The 16,844-nt window shown below is 60.3% G+C and carries 19 protein-coding genes; 8 read left to right on the top strand and 11 right to left on the bottom strand.

What is annotated here, in order from left to right; genetic code table 11:
- The first annotated feature begins 166 nt into the window (after positions 1–166).
- Positions 167–727, top strand: coding sequence for a glycine cleavage system protein R (locus J3P82_RS07255; RefSeq protein ID WP_434561844.1), 561 nt, complete (start codon positions 167–169; stop codon positions 725–727).
- 10 nt (positions 728–737) lie between these two features.
- On the top strand, positions 738–1,211 hold the full coding sequence (locus J3P82_RS07250; protein WP_434561842.1) for a peroxiredoxin: 474 nt from the start codon (positions 738–740) through the stop codon (positions 1,209–1,211).
- A gap of 52 nt (positions 1,212–1,263) precedes the next feature.
- On the opposite strand, the gene J3P82_RS07245 is transcribed toward J3P82_RS07250, so the two are convergent.
- Entirely contained in the window at positions 1,264–2,334 is a 1,071-nt protein-coding gene (locus J3P82_RS07245; RefSeq protein WP_186612231.1) for an AI-2E family transporter, read from the bottom strand.
- A 29-nt stretch (positions 2,335–2,363) separates the two neighbouring features.
- Positions 2,364–2,603: a sulfurtransferase TusA family protein gene (locus J3P82_RS07240; protein ID WP_434561840.1), complete on the bottom strand. Its 240-nt coding sequence runs from the start codon at positions 2,601–2,603 to the stop codon at positions 2,364–2,366.
- Positions 2,604–2,700: 97 nt separating this feature from the next.
- Here J3P82_RS07240 and J3P82_RS07235 point away from each other — a divergent pair, with 97 nt between their 5' ends.
- Positions 2,701–4,134 carry a M48 family metalloprotease gene (locus J3P82_RS07235; RefSeq protein ID WP_434561838.1) on the top strand — a complete coding sequence of 478 codons (1,434 nt, stop codon included), beginning with the start codon at positions 2,701–2,703 and terminating at the stop codon, positions 4,132–4,134.
- A gap of 61 nt (positions 4,135–4,195) precedes the next feature.
- On the opposite strand, the gene J3P82_RS07230 is transcribed toward J3P82_RS07235, so the two are convergent.
- The 4 genes from J3P82_RS07230 to rpoE all read right to left on the bottom strand — a co-directional run bounded on the left by J3P82_RS07230 (position 4,196) and on the right by rpoE (position 8,003).
- Complete coding sequence (locus tag J3P82_RS07230) at positions 4,196–5,623, bottom strand: DegQ family serine endoprotease (RefSeq protein ID WP_434561836.1); 1,428 nt, start codon at positions 5,621–5,623, stop codon at positions 4,196–4,198.
- Between the two features lie 230 nt (positions 5,624–5,853).
- A complete protein-coding gene (locus J3P82_RS07225; RefSeq protein WP_434561834.1) occupies positions 5,854–6,801 on the bottom strand; it encodes a MucB/RseB C-terminal domain-containing protein in 948 nt (315 codons plus the stop codon).
- A gap of 8 nt (positions 6,802–6,809) precedes the next feature.
- Complete coding sequence (locus J3P82_RS07220) at positions 6,810–7,391, bottom strand: sigma-E factor negative regulatory protein (protein ID WP_186612236.1); 582 nt, start codon at positions 7,389–7,391, stop codon at positions 6,810–6,812.
- 30 nt (positions 7,392–7,421) lie between these two features.
- Complete coding sequence (rpoE, locus tag J3P82_RS07215; RefSeq protein ID WP_003172477.1) at positions 7,422–8,003, bottom strand: RNA polymerase sigma factor RpoE; 582 nt, start codon at positions 8,001–8,003, stop codon at positions 7,422–7,424.
- Positions 8,004–8,562: 559 nt separating this feature from the next.
- On the opposite strand from rpoE, the gene nadB reads away from it, so the two are divergent.
- Positions 8,563–10,179 (top strand): L-aspartate oxidase, encoded by a 1,617-nt coding sequence (gene nadB, locus J3P82_RS07210; protein ID WP_434561832.1) that lies wholly within the window; start codon positions 8,563–8,565, stop codon positions 10,177–10,179.
- Here the strand turns inward: nadB and J3P82_RS07205 are convergent.
- Positions 10,148–10,600 (bottom strand): protein YgfX, encoded by a 453-nt coding sequence (locus J3P82_RS07205; RefSeq protein ID WP_434561830.1) that lies wholly within the window; start codon positions 10,598–10,600, stop codon positions 10,148–10,150. The two genes, nadB and J3P82_RS07205, sit on opposite strands and share 32 nt — an antisense overlap.
- Positions 10,584–10,838 (bottom strand): succinate dehydrogenase assembly factor 2, encoded by a 255-nt coding sequence (locus J3P82_RS07200; protein WP_007930227.1) that lies wholly within the window; start codon positions 10,836–10,838, stop codon positions 10,584–10,586. Before J3P82_RS07200 ends, J3P82_RS07205 begins: the two co-directional genes overlap by 17 nt.
- Positions 10,839–10,988: 150 nt before the next feature.
- Between J3P82_RS07200 and J3P82_RS07195 the strand changes: the two genes are divergently transcribed.
- Together J3P82_RS07195 and J3P82_RS07190 are read left to right on the top strand one after the other, a co-directional pair.
- The gene (locus tag J3P82_RS07195) at positions 10,989–11,930 is read left to right on the top strand and encodes a YgfZ/GcvT domain-containing protein (RefSeq protein ID WP_434561828.1); all 942 of its coding nucleotides are present in this window, start codon (positions 10,989–10,991) and stop codon (positions 11,928–11,930) included.
- 34 nt (positions 11,931–11,964) lie between these two features.
- Positions 11,965–12,786, top strand: coding sequence for an HDOD domain-containing protein (locus J3P82_RS07190; protein ID WP_434561826.1), 822 nt, complete (start codon positions 11,965–11,967; stop codon positions 12,784–12,786).
- Between the two features lie 45 nt (positions 12,787–12,831).
- On the opposite strand, the gene J3P82_RS07185 is transcribed toward J3P82_RS07190, so the two are convergent.
- The 3 genes from J3P82_RS07185 to J3P82_RS07175 all read right to left on the bottom strand — a co-directional run bounded on the left by J3P82_RS07185 (position 12,832) and on the right by J3P82_RS07175 (position 15,273).
- Positions 12,832–14,223: a sensor histidine kinase gene (locus J3P82_RS07185; protein ID WP_434561824.1), complete on the bottom strand. Its 1,392-nt coding sequence runs from the start codon at positions 14,221–14,223 to the stop codon at positions 12,832–12,834.
- On the bottom strand, positions 14,216–14,887 hold the full coding sequence (locus J3P82_RS07180) for a response regulator (RefSeq protein WP_186612242.1): 672 nt from the start codon (positions 14,885–14,887) through the stop codon (positions 14,216–14,218). The genes J3P82_RS07185 and J3P82_RS07180 overlap by 8 nt, the downstream gene beginning before the upstream one ends.
- A 125-nt stretch (positions 14,888–15,012) precedes the next feature.
- Complete coding sequence (locus tag J3P82_RS07175; protein ID WP_434561822.1) at positions 15,013–15,273, bottom strand: hypothetical protein; 261 nt, start codon at positions 15,271–15,273, stop codon at positions 15,013–15,015.
- A gap of 73 nt (positions 15,274–15,346) precedes the next feature.
- Here J3P82_RS07175 and J3P82_RS07170 point away from each other — a divergent pair, with 73 nt between their 5' ends.
- A complete protein-coding gene (locus J3P82_RS07170; protein ID WP_434561820.1) occupies positions 15,347–16,324 on the top strand; it encodes a Bug family tripartite tricarboxylate transporter substrate binding protein in 978 nt (325 codons plus the stop codon).
- 57 nt (positions 16,325–16,381) lie between these two features.
- Positions 16,382–16,843: a tripartite tricarboxylate transporter TctB family protein gene (locus tag J3P82_RS07165; protein ID WP_434561818.1), complete on the top strand. Its 462-nt coding sequence runs from the start codon at positions 16,382–16,384 to the stop codon at positions 16,841–16,843.
- Position 16,844: the final 1 nt, after the last annotated feature.

Below are 16,844 nucleotides of genomic sequence, written 5' to 3'. Positions count from 1 at the left end.
CGTTTTCGTCGCTACAAGCCTCGATCCTGCTCTTGAACAGGTGTTTGCGTGATGTCCCGCAACGCAGCGCCACAAAAAAGCAAAAGGCTTGAACCGTTCGTTTTCCCAGTGCTGTCGCCCCGTCGAGCTGAAACATACCGACCGCTCATCGCTTTAGGAATGCTGCATGTCCACCCCCACAGTCCGCGAACAATTCCTTGTTATCAGTGCCCTTGGCGCCAACCCCATGGAGCTGACTAACGTCCTGTGCCGCGCCAGCCATGAAAATCGCTGCGCCGTCGTGACCTCACGCCTGACCCGTCATGGCGAATGCAGCGCGCTCGTGCTCGAGATCTCCGGCAGCTGGGACGCCCTCGCCCGCCTGGAAGGTAGCCTGCCCGTGTTGGCCAAGAAGCACGCCTTCACCGTTAACGTGGTGCGCAGCGCTGTCTTGGAGAACCGTCCCCAGGCCCTGCCCTACGTGGCCTATGTGAGTTCGGCCTACCGCCCGGACATCATCAACGAGCTGTGCCAGTTTTTCATGGACCACCACGTCGAGCTGGAAAACCTCACGTGCGACACTTATCAGGCCCCGCAAACGGGCGGCACCATGCTCAACGCCACGTTCACCGTGACCTTGCCGGCCGGCACCCAGATCAGTTGGCTGCGTGATCAGTTCCTGGATTTCGCCGATGCGATGAACCTGGACGCATTGATCGAACCGTGGCGCCCACAAAACCCAATGTAAGGAAGCGTTCATGGCCGTTGCCATCGACCAGTCGGTTACCGATTTCCAAGCGCCCGCCACCAGCGGGCAGACCGTCAGCCTCGCGGCCCTCAAAGGCAAGCAGGTCGTGATCTACTTCTACCCCAAGGACAGCACCCCCGGCTGCACCACCGAAGGCCAGGGTTTTCGCGATCAATACGCACAATTCCAGGCGGCCAACACCGAGGTGTTTGGCGTCTCCCGGGACAGCATCAAGTCCCACGAGAACTTCAAGTGCAAGCAGGAATTCCCGTTCGAGCTGATCAGCGACAAGGACGAAGCCGTCTGCCAGCTGTTTGATGTGATCAAGCTGAAAAAGCTGTATGGCAAGGAGTACCTGGGCGTTGACCGCAGCACATTCCTGATCGACAAGGACGGTGTATTGCGTCAGGAATGGCGTGGCGTGAAGGTGCCGGGCCATGTGGAAGCGGTGCTGGCGGCGGCTCAGGCGCTGAATAACGCCTGAGGTGTCATTGCCTGGGCACATGGCGAGTCGGCTCGCCATGTGCCCAGGACCCCTACAAGAGCGGCGCCACCACCGGTTCCTTGCTAGGCCACGCATCCAGCACTGCCTTGAACAGCGTCGCCAGGGGAATCGCGAAGAACACTCCCCAGAATCCCCACAGCCCGCCAAACAGCAAAACCGCGCAGATGATCGCCACCGGGTGCAGGTTCACCGCTTCGGAAAACAGCAGCGGGACCAGCACGTTGCCGTCCAGTGTCTGGATGATTCCGTACACCGCCATCAAATAGATGAACTGGTCGCTCCAGCCCCATTGGAACAGCGCAATCAGCGCCACCGGCACGGTTACCACCACGGTGCCGACGTAAGGCACCACCACCGAAATCCCCACCAGCAGCGCCAGCAACGCGGCGTAGTTGAGGCCCAGGGCGACGAAACCGATATAGGTGACGCCGCCGCAGATGAAAATCTCGATGACTTTGCCGCGAATGTAGTTGGCGATCTGGCGATTCATTTCCTGGGCTACCCGAGTGATCAGCGCCCGTTCACGAGGAAGATAACCCCGAACCCAGCGCCCGATCATTTCCCGATCCTTGAGAAAGAAGAACACCAGGATTGGCACCAACACCAGATAGATCATGATGTTCACCAGCAGCGGCAAGCTGGACAGGGAGAATGTCAGCGCCCACTGGCCGAACTTGCCGATCTCGCCGCGCACCACTTCGATCGTTTGCAGCACCTGCTCATCCGAGACCAGGTGCGGGTAGCGCTCCGGTAATAGCAGCAGCAGCGATTGCCATTTCGCGAGCATCCCTGGCAGCTCGTTGAACAAGGTCACCAATTGGTGCCAGAGCAAGGGCACGATCACCACAAGGAACACCACCAGCAGCCCCATGAACAGGGCGAACACCAACCCCACCGCCACGGAGCCTGGCAGCCGCAAGCGCTCCAGCGTTGTGACCAGCCCCTGCATCAGGTACGCCAGCACCATCCCCGCCAAGACCGGCGCGAGCATGCCTCCCAACGTCAGGACAGCCGTGAAGGCCAGGAACAACAGCACGGCCAATACCACCGCCTCTTCATCGGAGAAGTAGCGCTGGATCCAGTCACGTAACACTTTGAACATTAAAAATCCCTATGAATTGCTGTCCGTTTTCAGGCTTTCTTCAGCCAATAACGGTAGACGCCGTTTTCGTCTTCTTCACGCAGCAGCGTGTGACCGGCCAGCCGTGCGAAGGTACGAAAGTCGCGCTGGGAGCCCGCATCCGTCGCGATCACCTTGAGCACGGCGCCGCTGGCCAGGCGATTGAGTTCCAGCTTGGCCTTGAGCAACGGCAACGGACAGTTCAGGCCGCTGGCGTCCAACTCGGCATCGTAGGCTACAGCATCGGTCATTGTTTCACTCCGCAACAGTCGTCGAGCCGCCTAGAATATCTGGTCCCGGACCCGCTGTCCGGCTACAGTAAGGTCTTTGTCGACTAAGGCTCCGTGCATGACATTTCTGCGCCCCACCCTGCTGACGCTCGCTTGCCTGCTCGCCTCACCGGGCTTCGCCGACGACCTGCCGTCACTTGGCGATGCCAGTTCTGCCATCGTCTCGCCGGAACAGGAACATCAACTGGGTCGCGCCTGGCTGGCCCTGCTGCGCAGCCAGGTCTCGCAACTCAACGATCCGCAGCTCAAGGACTACGTCGAATCCAGTGTCTACAAGCTGGTGGAAACCAGCCAGGTCAATGACCGGCGCCTGGAGTTCATCCTGATCAACAGCCCCCAGCTCAACGCCTTCGCCGCACCCGGCGGAATCGTCGGGGTCAATGGCGGACTGTTTCTCAACGCGCAGACCGAAGGCGAATACGCATCGGTCATGGCCCATGAACTGGCGCACTTGTCACAACGTCACTTTGCCCGCGGCGTTGAAGCCCAACAGCGCATGCAAGTGCCGATGATGGCGGCGTTGCTGGCGGGCATCGTGATTGCCGCCGCCGGTGGTGGTGACGCGGGTATTGCCGCCATCGCCGGGACCCAGGCCGCCGCCATCCAGGAACAACGGCGCTTCTCGCGCCAGAACGAGCAGGAAGCCGACCGCATCGGTATCCAGAACCTGGAAAAGGCCGGCTACGACCCGCGGTCCATGCCGACCATGTTCGAGCGCTTGATGCGCCAGTACCGATTTGACGCCAAGCCCCCAGAGTTCCTGCTGACTCACCCGGTCACCGAATCGCGCATTGCCGACACCCGCAACCGCGCCGAGCAGGCCAGGCCAGGGGGCATCGAGGACAGCATGCGCTATCAACTGATCCGTGCACGGGTCCAGTTGACCTATGAAGAAACGCCGGGGCTGGGCGCCAAGCGTTTTCGCGCGTTGCTGGACGAAAACCCGAAGAACGATGTCGCCCGTTATGGCCTGGCGATCGCGCAAATCAAGGGCGGCCAGCTGAATGAGGCTCGCGAGAACCTCAAGCCGTTGTTGGCGAAATCGCCTAACGAGATCATCTACAACCTGGCCGAAGTGGATCTGGACATTACCAGCAACAAGCTGGCGGATGCTCAAGCTCGCGTCGACCGGCTGCTGGTGCAATACCCGGGCAATTATCCGCTCAACCAAGTGCGTGTCGACCTGTTGCTCAAGCAGAACCGCCCCGCCGACGCCGAGAAGGCCCTCGAAACCCTGCTCAAGAACCGCCCGGACGACCCGGACGTCTGGTACATGGTGGCGGAAACCCGCGGGCTGTCAGGCAATATCATCGGCCTGCATCAAGCACGTGCCGAATACTTCGCACTGGTGGGCGATTACCGTCAGGCCATCCAGCAGCTGGACTTCGCCAAACGGCGCGCCGGCACCAATTTCCCGTTGTCGTCGCGCATCGATGCCCGGCAACGAGAGCTCATGGAGCAGGAGCGCATGGTCAAGGACATGATGGGCTGAGCATTCGCCAGACATAAAAAAACCGCCTCGTTCGAGGCGGTTTTTTTCAGCGATCAACCGGTCATTCGGCCAATTTGAAAGTAATGAAGCTCGCACGTCCCTGGCGCAGGACCCGCATCGACACCGAACGATTCTTCGGCAGTGCCTGGGCAATGTCGGTGAACGCCTTGGTGGAGCCGATGGCCTGATTGTTCAGGTGCGTAATGATGTCGCCCGGTTGCAGGCCGATCAGTGCAGCTGGACCGTCCTGTACTTCCTTGATCACGACGCCGCCTTGCAGCTCCAGCGTGCGCTTCTGCTCCTCGGTCAGCTCAGCCACGGCCACGCCCAGGCGATTGCTGCTGCGCTCTACGCCAGACTTGGGCTGTGAATCCAGTTCCTTGCCTTCTTCAGGGATGGCGCCAACCGTCAGCTCGACGTTCTTGCGCTTACCTTCACGAATCACTTCCAGGTTGGCTTTGGCACCAGCCTTGAGGGCTCCCACCAGGTGCGGCAAGTCAGCGGACATGATGATCGGCTGGCCATTGAGGCTGAGAATCACGTCACCGACTTGCAAGCCACCCTTGGCTGCCGGACCACCTTCCTGAATCTGCGCCACCAGGGCGCCAGCAGGTTTTTCCAGCCCGAACGACTCGGCCAGGTCCTTGTTCACTTCCTGGATGACCACGCCCAACCAGCCGCGGCTCACCTTGCCCTCGCTCTTCAACTGGTTGGAGACGTCCATCGCAACGTCGATCGGAATGGCGAATGACACGCCCATGAAACCGCCCGAACGGGTGTAGATCTGGGAATTGATGCCCACGACCTCACCGTCGAGGTTGAACAACGGACCTCCGGAGTTGCCCGGGTTGATCGGCACGTCGGTCTGGATGAATGGGACGTAGTTTTCGTTTGGCAGGCTGCGACCGATGGCGCTGACGATACCCTGGGTCACCGTATGGTCGAAGCCGAACGGCGAACCAATCGCCACCACCCACTGGCCGGCTTTAAGATTCTGCGACTTGCCGAGCTTGAGCACAGGCAGATTCTTGCCTTCGATCTTCAGCAACGCCACGTCGGAGCGTGGGTCGGTGCCGACCAGCTTCGCCTTGAGCTCGCTGCGATCGGCCAGGCGAACCAGGATTTCATCGGCATCGGCGATCACATGATTGTTGGTCAGGATGTAGCCATCCGGCGAAATAATGAAGCCCGAGCCCAAGGACTGCGCTTCACGCTGGCGGCCACCACCGGGCGAGCGCGGCTGCGGCATTCCGCGTTCGAAGAACTCACGCAACATGGGCGGAAGGCCTTCCAGGTCTGGCATCTGCGGATCCATCACCCTGCGTTCCGGCAGCTTCTGCGTGGTGCTGATGTTCACGACGGCGGGCGAAGCCTGCTCGACCAACTGAGTGAAGTCAGGCAACTCGACCGCCACCGCGGGAACGGCCTGACCGAGAACCAGCACGGTGGCAAATATGGAGAGATAGGTTTTCAAGCGTGGTATCGACATACGGCTCCCGTTACGACGAGCATGGTTAAGCGATATGGAGCAGAAACACCAGAGCACGATACGCTGGTATTTATCCTCCGCAAACAGACAAGGCCAGAGCCGAGCGGCTCTGACCTAATAGAAAAAAAATCGTTTTTTTGCAAATGAAAATGCTGACAGGAAGTTTCGGCATTTCGATCAAGCCTCGGCGCTACCGGCCTCATGCGCAATCGAGCCACCTGAGCAATGGACTACTTGGCTGCCGCGACGTCGGAGCGCATGGACAGCGCAATCCGCTCTGCCGTACCGATAGGAATTTCTCCAACCACCGTGACCATCATTTCGCCTTGCGGCGTGGTGAGACGACGAGATACAGCAGCCGTCGGCCCCAACTGGGTGCGAGTGTCGGTAGCTGTAGCACCGTTCAACGGTTCGAGAAACACCGAAAAGCGAGCCAGGCCATCGTCGTACATCAAGCTGCTGACCTGGACCTTGGTGTCCGGATCCTTTCGCGCAACGCTGCTGGTCAGTTCGAAGCCAGGCGGAAGCCAGTCCGAATGCCAGGCGGTCTTTACCGCGGGGGCTTTATCAGGGTCTTGCGCAACGGCCTTGCACTCGGCGCTGGCCTGCAGGTCACCGTCCGAAGGTTCGGCGATATTCAGGCGGGTAAACTGGAAGCGTTCGAGCAACTGGCCCTTGTCATTGAGCAACAGAGACTTGAGCGGCAAACCGGTTTCCTTGTCCAGATGCAACTCAAAGCCATAACGATGCTGATCTTTGGGCGTCAGGGCAACGATCACTGCCTGTCGCCCAGCCACACGCGACTTGCCAATGACGGCAAGGTCATACCAATTCTTGAGTTTTTGCGGATCAAGCGCACGCGCAGTACCTTCAGGCGTATTTCCCAGCCCGGCAATCAAGCTGCCACTGACGCATTGAGTACGTCCATCAATGCGCATGACCTCCTGTGCCGAACCGTCGAGCTGCAATAGCCGCTCGCGGACTTTGCCATCAAGGACGCGATGCCAGATGTTATGGGTGGAAAAACTACCGTTACGCTCGTAAACGAAAGTACCTTGGAAGCTTTGCTGTTGCTCGGCTTGGCTTAGACGATTAAGCCAGTCTTGAGCCTCACCTGCATGGGCTGGAACAACGCACCAGCCACCGAGCAGAAGCGATAAGAGAGGTATGGCGCGCATGGTCCTCCTTAACGGTTTTCCAGACTGGCTGCACGAGCGTATGGCAGTGCACTTTCAGTCCCTTTCAACGCAGCCTGCTGGGCATGCTGGCGCAGATAATTGGGCAAGCGTTGATCATGCCAGCCTGGTTGTCCTTGAAGGACACCATTGGTGCCGGCAGCTTCCGAACCTTCGCTGTAGCCAGCCAGTACCGCAGGGCCTTTGACCTGTGGGGTGGCCAAGCTTGGCTGGTTGGATTGCTGGGCCATCTGAACACCGGCAATCTCATCCTGGTTGTACAAGCGCACGCCTGCCAGAACGGCTACGGTCACCGACGCGGCCACAGCCAGTCGACCCAGGCTACGCCATGGACCACGAGAGGCTTTCGCCGGTACGGCTTCATCAGCCAATGCAGCAGAAACGGCCGCAGCGATGTCCAGACGCGGAAGCAGCAGGTCCTTGTGCATGACAGCCCGGGCGATCTGGTAACGAGCCCAGGTCTCACGGGTTTCAACATCGTCAAAGGCATTCAATACCCGACGCAATTCCAATTCGTCCGCTTCGTTATCCATCACTGCGGACAGCGATTCCTGCAGGGCTTCACGACTCATGGCGTTCCTCTCTTGGCTATCGCCGCTGTCTCAGTTTTCCTGCAACAACGGTTGCAGGGCTTTATCGATGGCCTCCCGAGCGCGGAAGATCCGGGAGCGCACGGTACCCACCGGACACTGCATGACGCTCGCAATGTCCTCGTAACTCAGACCGTCGAATTCACGTAAAGTTAAAGCCGTACGCAAATCTTCAGGTAATTGCTGGATGGTTCGATGGACGGTGCCTTCGATCTCATCCCGCAGCAAGGCTCGCTCCGGTGACTCAAGGTCCTTGAGGCCATGATCGCCATCATAGAACTCGGCATCCTCGGAACTTACATCGCTATCCGGCGGCCGACGGCCGCGTGAAACCAGATAGTTTTTCGCCGTATTAATGGCGATGCGGTAAAGCCACGTGTAAAACGCGCTGTCCCCGCGAAAATTACCAAGTGCGCGGTAGGCCTTGATGAAGGCTTCCTGGGCGACATCCTGGGCTTCATGGGTGTCGTGCACAAAACGCACGATCAACCCGAGAATTTTGTGCTGGTATTTCAGCACTAGCAGATCGAAAGCTCGCTTGTCGCCGCGCTGAACGCGTTCGACCAGCTGCTGATCCTCTTCCTGGGTTAGCATGAACACTCCTCGATAAGCTCGAAGGAGGCTTGCATTACTAATTGACCGGGCTTGCAAACATAGACTCGGGCTTTTCGCAAAAGTTCTCCCCCTTCCAAGCAAGTTTCCGGCGTGCTCTGATCCGGCACGCACGAAAAGCGCAGCACGAGATTCCCCGGCTGCGCGAATAATCTGTCGCCGGGTTTGTCGGAGGAGGACTCAAACCGAAGTCCTGCACCAACCCGACGCCGTTCCCTTTTGCAGGCAACCGTCTATTGAACGTGGACGCTTGGCAAAAGTTCCCGCTATTTATAGAGCTCCGAAGCAAACATTGGCCTTGCGTGACGAGATAAACTGCGCTTAATCGACGAAACGGCCGCCTTGTCGTCCATCAGGAAAACCGTCTTGCGACGAAGCGCGTCGCTTTTCCCGCCCCACTGGTTCCATATTGCCATGAACACCCGGCTATTGTGCCGGTCCCCCCCTCTATATACTAGTGGGCTGCGTGGCTTCCCGACCCGATGTAGCGGTTGTCTGGTGCCAACCCCGAAACCGGGTCGCCTTGAGCGGAAAACTTCAAATGAGCCAACAGTTCCAACACGATGTTCTGGTAATCGGCAGCGGTGCCGCCGGCTTGAGCCTCGCCCTGACCCTGCCGGAGCACTTGCGCATTGCAGTGCTGAGCAAAGGCGACCTGGCCAACGGCTCGACCTTCTGGGCCCAGGGCGGGGTCGCCGCAGTGCTGGATGACACCGATACCATTGAGTCCCATGTCGACGACACCCTTAACGCGGGCGGCGGCCTGTGCCATCCCGACGCGGTGCGATTCACCGTCGAGCACAGCAAGCAGGCCATCCAATGGCTGATCGACCAAGGCGTGCCCTTCACCCGTGACGAGCAGTCCGGTACTGAAGACGGTGGATTTGAGTTCCACCTGACCCGCGAGGGCGGCCACAGCCACCGGAGGATCATCCATGCGGCCGACGCGACCGGCGCGGCCATCTTCAAGACCTTGCTGGCCCAGGCCCGGCAGCGCCCGAATGTCGAATTGCTGGAACAGCGAGTCGCGATCGACCTGATCACCGAAAGACGCCTGGGCCTGGACGGCGACCGCTGCCTGGGCGCCTACGTCCTCAACCGAGGCACCGGAGAAGTCGACACCTACGGCGCACGCTTCGTGATCCTGGCCTCCGGCGGCGCGGCGAAAGTCTATCTGTACACCAGCAACCCCGACGGCGCCTGCGGCGACGGTATTGCCATGGCCTGGCGTTCGGGTTGCCGGGTGGCGAACCTGGAATTCAACCAATTTCACCCGACCTGCCTGTATCACCCGTTGGCCAAGAGTTTCCTGGTGACCGAGGCCCTGCGTGGTGAAGGTGCTCACCTGAAGCTACCCAATGGGGAGCGTTTCATGCAGCGCTTCGATCCTCGTGCGGAATTGGCCCCAAGGGACATCGTTGCACGGGCCATCGACCATGAAATGAAGCGCCTGGGCATCGACTGCGTCTACCTGGACATCAGCCATAAACCCGAAGCGTTCATCAAGAGCCATTTCCCGACGGTGTACGAACGCTGCCTCGAGTTTTCCATCGACATTACCAAGCAGCCGATCCCGGTGGTGCCCGCAGCGCATTACACCTGCGGTGGCGTGATGGTCGATCAGCAAGGCCGCACCGACGTGCCTGGCCTGTACGCCATTGGCGAGACCAGTTTCACCGGCCTGCACGGCGCCAACCGCATGGCCAGCAACTCGCTGCTGGAGTGTTTTGTCTATGCACGCTCCGCAGCGGCAGACATCCTTGAGCAGTTACCCCTTGTCGCCGTTCCCGCCGCCCTGCCCTCGTGGGACGCCAGCCAGGTCACCGACTCGGATGAAGACGTGATCATTGCCCACAACTGGGATGAATTGCGGCGCTTCATGTGGGACTACGTTGGCATCGTGCGCACCAACAAGCGCCTGCAACGGGCCCAGCATCGGGTGCGCTTGCTGCTCGATGAGATCGATGAGTTCTACAGCAACTACAAGGTGAGCCGCGACCTGATCGAACTGCGCAACCTGGCGCAAGTGGCCGAGCTGATGATTCGCTCAGCCATGGAACGCAAGGAAAGTCGCGGCCTGCACTACACGCTCGACTACCCGAACCTGCTGCCGGAAGCGCTGGACACTATTCTGGTGCCGCCCACCTACGCCGGCTGAACTTGAGCCGCACGCGCAGGCGCCGGTGGACATCCGGCGCCAGCGCGTCACGGGGCACGCACAATGAGCGGACCCGTCGCTCGCCCTGCAGGCGAAAGCGCAGCACGACGATCAAGGGTAACGCGAGGCTGTCGGGCCGCAACTGCACCGCTTGCCAGCCGCCACTGGCGCTCCAGAGCTGCCAGCCATCGGCATCACGACGCAAGCCACGAAAGGCTTGGCGATGAGTCAGCAATACATATCGCGGCAATACCCAGGCGCCGTGGCACATGCAAAGCACGACGCCAACGGCAGTGAACACGGGCGGGACAGTCAACAGCAACGACGAACCCAGGGCGAACACCTGGGCCAGCAGGTAGGCCGCCAGCAACTGCCCGGAGACGTGCCAGCGGCATTCGAAGCGATTACTTGGGCTGGACACGGTCCAGGATCATCCGGACCATGCGTTGCAGCTCCGGGTCTTCGGACTCACTGCGTTCCATGAACCAGCCGAACATATCCTGGTCCTCGCACTCGAGCAGGCGAACGTAGCACGCACGATCCACGTCATTGAGGTGTGGGTAGACCTCCTTCACGAACGGCACCAGCAGCACGTCAAGTTCAAGCATGCCGCGGCGGCTGTGCCAGTAGAGGCGATTCAGTTCAACATCTTCAACCATGGAGCGCTCCTCAAATAGAGCGCAAGTATACAGGCCCGACCGTGGCGCAACAGACGGCTTTGGTCGGGCGACGCCAATCCTTTGTAAACTACCCATTTCAAGGGCGCCCCCTTATGATGTCCACCAGACTTTTTTACCCTGCGATGACCCATGGCTGATTCCGCTTTTTTCTGCACCCTGTCCCACGAAGGCGTACTCGCGGTCCGCGGCGTGGATGCCGGCAAATTCCTGCAAGGCCAATTGACTTGCAATCTCAACTACCTGGGCGACAGCCGGGCCAGCCTGGGTGCCCGGTGCACTCAGAAAGGCCGGATGCAATCGAGCTTCCGGATCCTGCTCGAAGGTGACGGTGTCTTGATGGCGATGGCCACCGAACTGCTGGAGCCGCAACTGGCGGACTTGAAGAAATACGCTGTATTTTCCAAATCCAAGCTCACCGATGAAAGCGCAGCCTGGGTCCGCTTCGGACTGGAAAACGCCGACACGGCGCTCAGCGACCTGGGCCTGGAGCTGCCGGTCGACACTGACAGCGTTGCACGCCATGAGTCGTTGATCGCCATTCGCGTCTCTCCCGGCCGCGCCGAGCTCTGGGCTCGCGCCGAACAGGCCGATACGCTGCGCACCCGCCTGCGCGCGCTTCTGGCCGAAAGCGACCTGAACCAATGGTTGCTGGGCCAGATTCGCGCGGGCATCGGCCAAGTCATGCCGGCCACCCGCGAACTGTTCATTCCGCAAATGCTCAACCTGCAAGCCGTTGGCGGCGTGAGCTTCAAGAAAGGCTGCTACACCGGCCAGGAAATCGTCGCGCGCATGCAGTACCTGGGCAAACTCAAGCGCCGGCTGTATCGCCTGCAACTGGAGGCCAATGAATTGCCAGAGTCTGGCACCCCGCTATTTTCCCCCACTCACGGCAGCTCCATCGGCGAAGTGGTGATTGCTGCCCGTGCCGAACAAAATATAGAACTGCTGGCGGTTTTGCAGGCCGAAGCAGCAGAAGATGGCAATCTGCACCTCGGTGCTTTGGAAGGACCCGCGCTACACTTGCTGGACTTGCCTTACGAACTGGACCGCGACCGCGAAATCCAGCGTTGATCGCAACATTTTTCGCAGCACCTAGAGAAACGAAATGAGCGATTTGGCGGATAAGGTCCAGCGGGACTTGGTGGCGGCCATCGATAATGACGATTTGGTCCTGCCAACATTGCCGGAAGTGGCCATGCAGATTCGCCGGGCCGCCGAAGACCCGGAAATCAGCGTCAGCAACCTGAGCAAAGTGATCGGCCGCGACACGGCTCTGTCGGCGCGCCTGATCAAGGTCGTCAACAGCCCGCTGCTGCGAGCTACCCAAGAAGTAACCGACTTGCACACGGCCATCACGCGGCTGGGGGTCAACTACAGCAGCAATTTGGCCATCGGCCTGGTCATGGAACAGATATTCCATGCCCGCTCCGAGGTCGTGGAACACAAGATGCGCGAAGTCTGGCGCAAAAGCCTGGAGATCGCGGGCGTCAGTTATGCGCTGTGCCGCAGCTACACCCATCTCAAGCCTGACCAGGCTGCATTGGGTGGGCTGGTCCACCAGATTGGCGTCCTGCCGATCCTGACGTATGCCGAGGACAACAATGAGCTGCTTTCGGACCCGGTCAGCCTTAACCACGTCATCGAGTCGATTCATCCCGTATTGGGGGACAAGCTGCTCAGTGTCTGGGAGTTTCCAGAGAGGCTGGTAAAACTGCCGGGCCAGTATCTGGATTTCAGCCGGGACTCCAGGCAGCTCGATTACGTCGACCTGGTGCAGGTCGCCTCACTGTATTGCCACCGTGACACCGACAACCCGCTGGGCAGGATCGACGTGTTTGGAGTGCCCTCGGTCAAGAAGCTGGGCCTGGACCTGGACAACAAGGACCGGTGCGCAGACATCGAAGAGGCGCGGTCGATGTTTTACTGACAAATTTTGCAACCACCACACCTTCATGTGGCTTTCGGCTCGGACTCAGTCCGAGCCAGGAATAAAACTCACCCGCACCTTCAATCCCCCCTCCTGCCCATCATGCAGGGTGATCTGCGCCAAATGCGCCCGGCAGATTTCCCCGACGATCGCCAAGCCCAAGCCGGAGCCGGCCACTTGCTGGTTGCGCCGATAGAAGCGCTCGAACACCCGCTCTCGTTCATACAGGGGAATGCCTGGGCCATCATCCTCGACCTCGAGTATCGCCGGTGCGGCGACGCGCAGGATCACATTCCCGCCCGCAGGCGTATGGGCCAGCGCGTTGTCTACCAGATTGCTCAACAGCTCGTTCAGCAGCGTCGGTTCGCCCCGCAACCAGACAGGCTCCTCGGCTTCCAGGGCCAATGCGACACCACGCGCATGGGCCAATGGCGCCATGGCCATGCCCAGTTCACGGGCCAATTGGCTGAGATCGAGCAACTGCGCGCCGCCCTCGGCAATCGCCCTCGCACCATTTTCCACCCGGGCCAGCGACAGCAGCTGATTCGCCAGATGGGTCAGGCGGTCGGTGCCCTGGGCCGCGCTTTCCAGGGTTTCGCGCCACGTTGCCGGCTCGCTGGAGCGCAAGCCCAACTCCAGGCGCGCCTTGAGCGCGGCCAAGGGGGTTCGCAACTCATGGGCGGCATCGGCAATGAACTGCGCCTGACGTTCGAACTGGCCGCGCAAGCGTTCGGTGAAATGATTGAGGGCCCTCACCAGCGGCCACAGCTCATGCTGGACCTCTACCAGCGGCAAAGGTCGCAAGTCGTCCGGCTGACGCTCCTCCACTGCCGTGCGCAAGCGTTCCAGCGGACGCAGCGCGGCACTGACGGCGAACCACACCAACAGCAGCGCACCCACGGCGAGCATGCCTAACCGCAACAGCGTATCGGCCATCAGGCTCCGGGCCATGCTGACCCGCGCCTCTTCGGTTTCCGCCACGCGAATTTCCGCCATGCCATTCATCTCCGGCTCGCTCACGGCCTTGAGCAGGCTCACCACTCGCACATTCTGGCCTTCATATCGAGCGTTGTAGAAACGTGCCAGCGCGGGATAGTCATCGGTGCGCGGCGTACCGGGCGGCGGACCGGGAAGATTCTCGTAGCCTGAAATCAGCTTCTGGTGGATGTCGTTGACCTGGTAGTAGATCCGTCCGGCGCTGTCATAGGCGAAGGTATCCAAGGCCACGTAAGGCACATCGGCGCTGAGCGTGCCGTCTCGCTGCGAAAGGCCAGCAGCGATGGTCCGGGCCGAAGCCAGCAAGGTGCGGTCGTAGGCGGTATCGGCTGCTTCACGACCGTTCCAATAGGCGCTCAGGCCGCTGGCGAGCATCAGTACCACCAACAGCGATGCCAGGTTGCGCAGCAGCCGCCAACGCAGGCTGTCCGGCTTATGCATCGCGGGTTTCCAACAGATAACCCAACCCCCGGAACGTCACGATTGCCACCGCATGGCCGTCGAGTTTCTTGCGTAGACGGTGCACGTAGATTTCGATGGCATCGGGGCTCGCCTCTTCATCCAGGCCAAACACTTGGGCCGCCAACTGCTCCTTGCTCATCACCCGACCGGGCCGGGCGATCAACGCCTCCAGCACGGCCTGCTCACGGGAGGTCAATGTCATGAGTTCGTCGTCGAGGGTGAAGCGGCGGGTGTCGAGGTCGTAGACCAGTCCTCCGCATCGCTGCTGGCGCTCGCCACCCAGCACGCTACGGCGCAGCAACGCCTTGACCCGGGCTTCGAGCTCCGTGAGTTCGAAGGGCTTGGCCAGGTAATCGTCGGCGCCGAGGTTCAGCCCGTGGACGCGGTCCTTGACATCGCTGCGAGCGGTCAACATCAGCACCGGCAAGGTCTTGCCCCGCGCTCGCAAGCGCGCCAGCACTTCGAATCCGTCCATGCGCGGCAACCCCACATCAAGGACCGCCACGGCGTATTCCTCGCTGCTCAACGCTAGGTCGGCGGCTACCCCATCGTGCAGCACATCCACCGTCAACCCCGTGCTCTTGAGGGCCTGGGCAACACTTTCAGCGAGCTGCAGATGGTCTTCGACGAGCAGGACACGCATGGGATTTTCCTCGATTCAGGGATGGTCGGGGCCATTCTTTGGCGCGGAGTTTACAGCCGCATTCGCCACTGTGGAGTCAAAAAACATCCTGAAACCTTTTGAAAGGTTCGCGAAAGGTTGGCCCGTTAGAGTCCTCCCACGGACAGTTTCGACTGCCGGTCGCGACACACCTTGCGAACGAAAAACGCCCCGAAGCGTTTTCGCCGAATAAAAACAATAAGCGGAGTATTCACCATGCTGTTCATGCAGCTCCAGGTTTCACCGCCCACCCGCCTTTCTCGCCTTGCCCAGACTACCCTTGCCTGTGCCGTCTCGCGCGCCGATTTTTCATCGACGTCACGGTGCGGCTGTGCGGCTTGAGCTGTCGCGCGGTTGATCAGCCGCATGGACCAGCACGGCGTCACGCCCTGGCATTACTTGATTTACAACACAAAACAACAACTCCTGTGGAGACAAAAAATGAACCTATCACTGCGTAAAGTAGCCCTGGCCGCCGGATGCCTGATGTTCGCCGGGCAACTGCTCGCCGAGCCCAAGCGCCCTGAGTGCATCGCACCGGCGTCCCCCGGCGGCGGTTTTGACCTGACGTGCAAGCTGGTGCAAAGCGCGCTGGTCAATCAGAAGCTGCTGACCAAGCCGATGCGCGTCACCTACATGCCCGGCGGTGTCGGCGCAGTGGCCTACAACGCGGTGGTTGCCCAGCGCCCGGCCGATGCCGGTACGCTGGTGGCCTGGTCCAGCGGCTCGCTGCTGAACCTGGCACAAGGCAAGTTCGGTCGCTTCGATGAAAGCGCAGTACGTTGGCTCGCTGCCGTGGGCACCAGCTACGGCGCCATCGCGGTGAAAAGCGATTCGCCCTACAAGAATCTCGACGATCTGGTACAGGCCCTGAAGAAAGACCCAGGCTCCGTGGTGATCGGTTCCGGCGGCACCGTCGGCAGCCAGGACTGGATGCAAACCGCGCTGATCGCCAAGGCCGCCGGTATCAACCCTCGCGACCTGCGTTACGTAGCCCTCGAAGGGGGCGGCGAAATCGCCACCGCACTGCTCGGTGGGCACATCCAGGTAGGCAGTACCGACATTTCCGACTCCATGCCGCACATCCAGAGCGGCGACATGCGCCTGCTCGCCGTGTTTGCCGAGAAACGCATCGAAGAGCCGGAGATGAAAGATATTCCGACCGCCAAGGAACAAGGCTACGACATTGTCTGGCCGGTGGTTCGCGGCTTCTACCTCGGGCCGAAGGTCAGCGATGAAGACTACGCTTGGTGGAAAGATGCCTTCGACAAACTGTTGGCTTCCGAAGAATTCGCCAAGCTGCGTGACCAGCGCGAGCTGTTCCCGTTTGCCATGACTGGTCCGGAACTGGACACCTACGTGAAGAAGCAAGTGGCTGATTACAAGGTGCTGGCCAAAGAGTTCGGCCTGATCCAGTAACCGTCTCTGTTCTCGCGGCGGCGCTGGCACTATGGCCGCGCCGCCCAGGAGTTAGTCATGCTCACCATCCAACGTATTTTTGCCGCGGTGCTGCTGCTGATCTGTATCGGCCTGGCACTGATGGCTTGGCCCTATCAGGCCGCCTTTTCCTACGAACCGGTCGGCCCGCGCGCCTTTCCATTATTGATCCTGGGACTGATGGGCCTGGCGCTGCTGTACATGCTGTTTCGCCCTACGCCCGTTGTGCACAGCGACGACGACCCGCAACTGGACCGCGAAACCCTGCAGAAAATCGGCATCTGCGTGTTACTCCTGCTGGTCTTCGCCGGCACCTTCGAGCCCCTGGGCTTCATTGTCGCCAGCATTCTGATTGGTGTGCCGATGGCGCGCCTGTATGGCGGTCGCTGGGTACCGAGCGCGGTGATCATCAGCCTGATGGCCATCGGTCTTTATCTGTTGTTCGACAAGCTGATGGACGTGCCGCTGCCCCTGGGCCTGCTCGACGTCCTGGAGAATTGAT

The sequence above is a fragment of the Pseudomonas sp. Z4-20 genome, from assembly GCF_051131955.1.
GTDB lineage: Bacteria > Pseudomonadota > Gammaproteobacteria > Pseudomonadales > Pseudomonadaceae > Aquipseudomonas > Aquipseudomonas marvdashtae.
The sequence above is the reverse complement of the archived record's forward strand: the minus strand, read 5'-3'. Positions and strand labels throughout refer to the sequence as shown.

What these genes read in the sequence shown, in the direction of transcription:
- J3P82_RS07255 (WP_434561844.1), top strand. Translation starts at nt 167, where the DNA reads ATGTCCACCCCCACAGTCCGCGAACAATTCCTTGTTATCAGTGCCCTT.
- J3P82_RS07250 (WP_434561842.1), top strand. Translation starts at nt 738, where the DNA reads ATGGCCGTTGCCATCGACCAGTCGGTTACCGATTTCCAAGCGCCCGCC.
- J3P82_RS07245 (WP_186612231.1), bottom strand. Translation starts at nt 2,334, where the DNA reads ATGTTCAAAGTGTTACGTGACTGGATCCAGCGCTACTTCTCCGATGAA.
- J3P82_RS07240 (WP_434561840.1), bottom strand. Translation starts at nt 2,603, where the DNA reads ATGACCGATGCTGTAGCCTACGATGCCGAGTTGGACGCCAGCGGCCTG.
- J3P82_RS07235 (WP_434561838.1), top strand. Translation starts at nt 2,701, where the DNA reads ATGACATTTCTGCGCCCCACCCTGCTGACGCTCGCTTGCCTGCTCGCC.
- J3P82_RS07230 (WP_434561836.1), bottom strand. Translation starts at nt 5,623, where the DNA reads ATGTCGATACCACGCTTGAAAACCTATCTCTCCATATTTGCCACCGTG.
- J3P82_RS07225 (WP_434561834.1), bottom strand. Translation starts at nt 6,801, where the DNA reads ATGCGCGCCATACCTCTCTTATCGCTTCTGCTCGGTGGCTGGTGCGTT.
- J3P82_RS07220 (WP_186612236.1), bottom strand. Translation starts at nt 7,391, where the DNA reads ATGAGTCGTGAAGCCCTGCAGGAATCGCTGTCCGCAGTGATGGATAAC.
- rpoE (WP_003172477.1), bottom strand. Translation starts at nt 8,003, where the DNA reads ATGCTAACCCAGGAAGAGGATCAGCAGCTGGTCGAACGCGTTCAGCGC.
- nadB (WP_434561832.1), top strand. Translation starts at nt 8,563, where the DNA reads ATGAGCCAACAGTTCCAACACGATGTTCTGGTAATCGGCAGCGGTGCC.
- J3P82_RS07200 (WP_007930227.1), bottom strand. Translation starts at nt 10,838, where the DNA reads ATGGTTGAAGATGTTGAACTGAATCGCCTCTACTGGCACAGCCGCCGC.
- J3P82_RS07195 (WP_434561828.1), top strand. Translation starts at nt 10,989, where the DNA reads ATGGCTGATTCCGCTTTTTTCTGCACCCTGTCCCACGAAGGCGTACTC.
- J3P82_RS07190 (WP_434561826.1), top strand. Translation starts at nt 11,965, where the DNA reads ATGAGCGATTTGGCGGATAAGGTCCAGCGGGACTTGGTGGCGGCCATC.
- J3P82_RS07185 (WP_434561824.1), bottom strand. Translation starts at nt 14,223, where the DNA reads ATGCATAAGCCGGACAGCCTGCGTTGGCGGCTGCTGCGCAACCTGGCA.
- J3P82_RS07180 (WP_186612242.1), bottom strand. Translation starts at nt 14,887, where the DNA reads ATGCGTGTCCTGCTCGTCGAAGACCATCTGCAGCTCGCTGAAAGTGTT.
- J3P82_RS07175 (WP_434561822.1), bottom strand. Translation starts at nt 15,273, where the DNA reads ATGCGGCTGATCAACCGCGCGACAGCTCAAGCCGCACAGCCGCACCGT.
- J3P82_RS07170 (WP_434561820.1), top strand. Translation starts at nt 15,347, where the DNA reads ATGAACCTATCACTGCGTAAAGTAGCCCTGGCCGCCGGATGCCTGATG.
- J3P82_RS07165 (WP_434561818.1), top strand. Translation starts at nt 16,382, where the DNA reads ATGCTCACCATCCAACGTATTTTTGCCGCGGTGCTGCTGCTGATCTGT.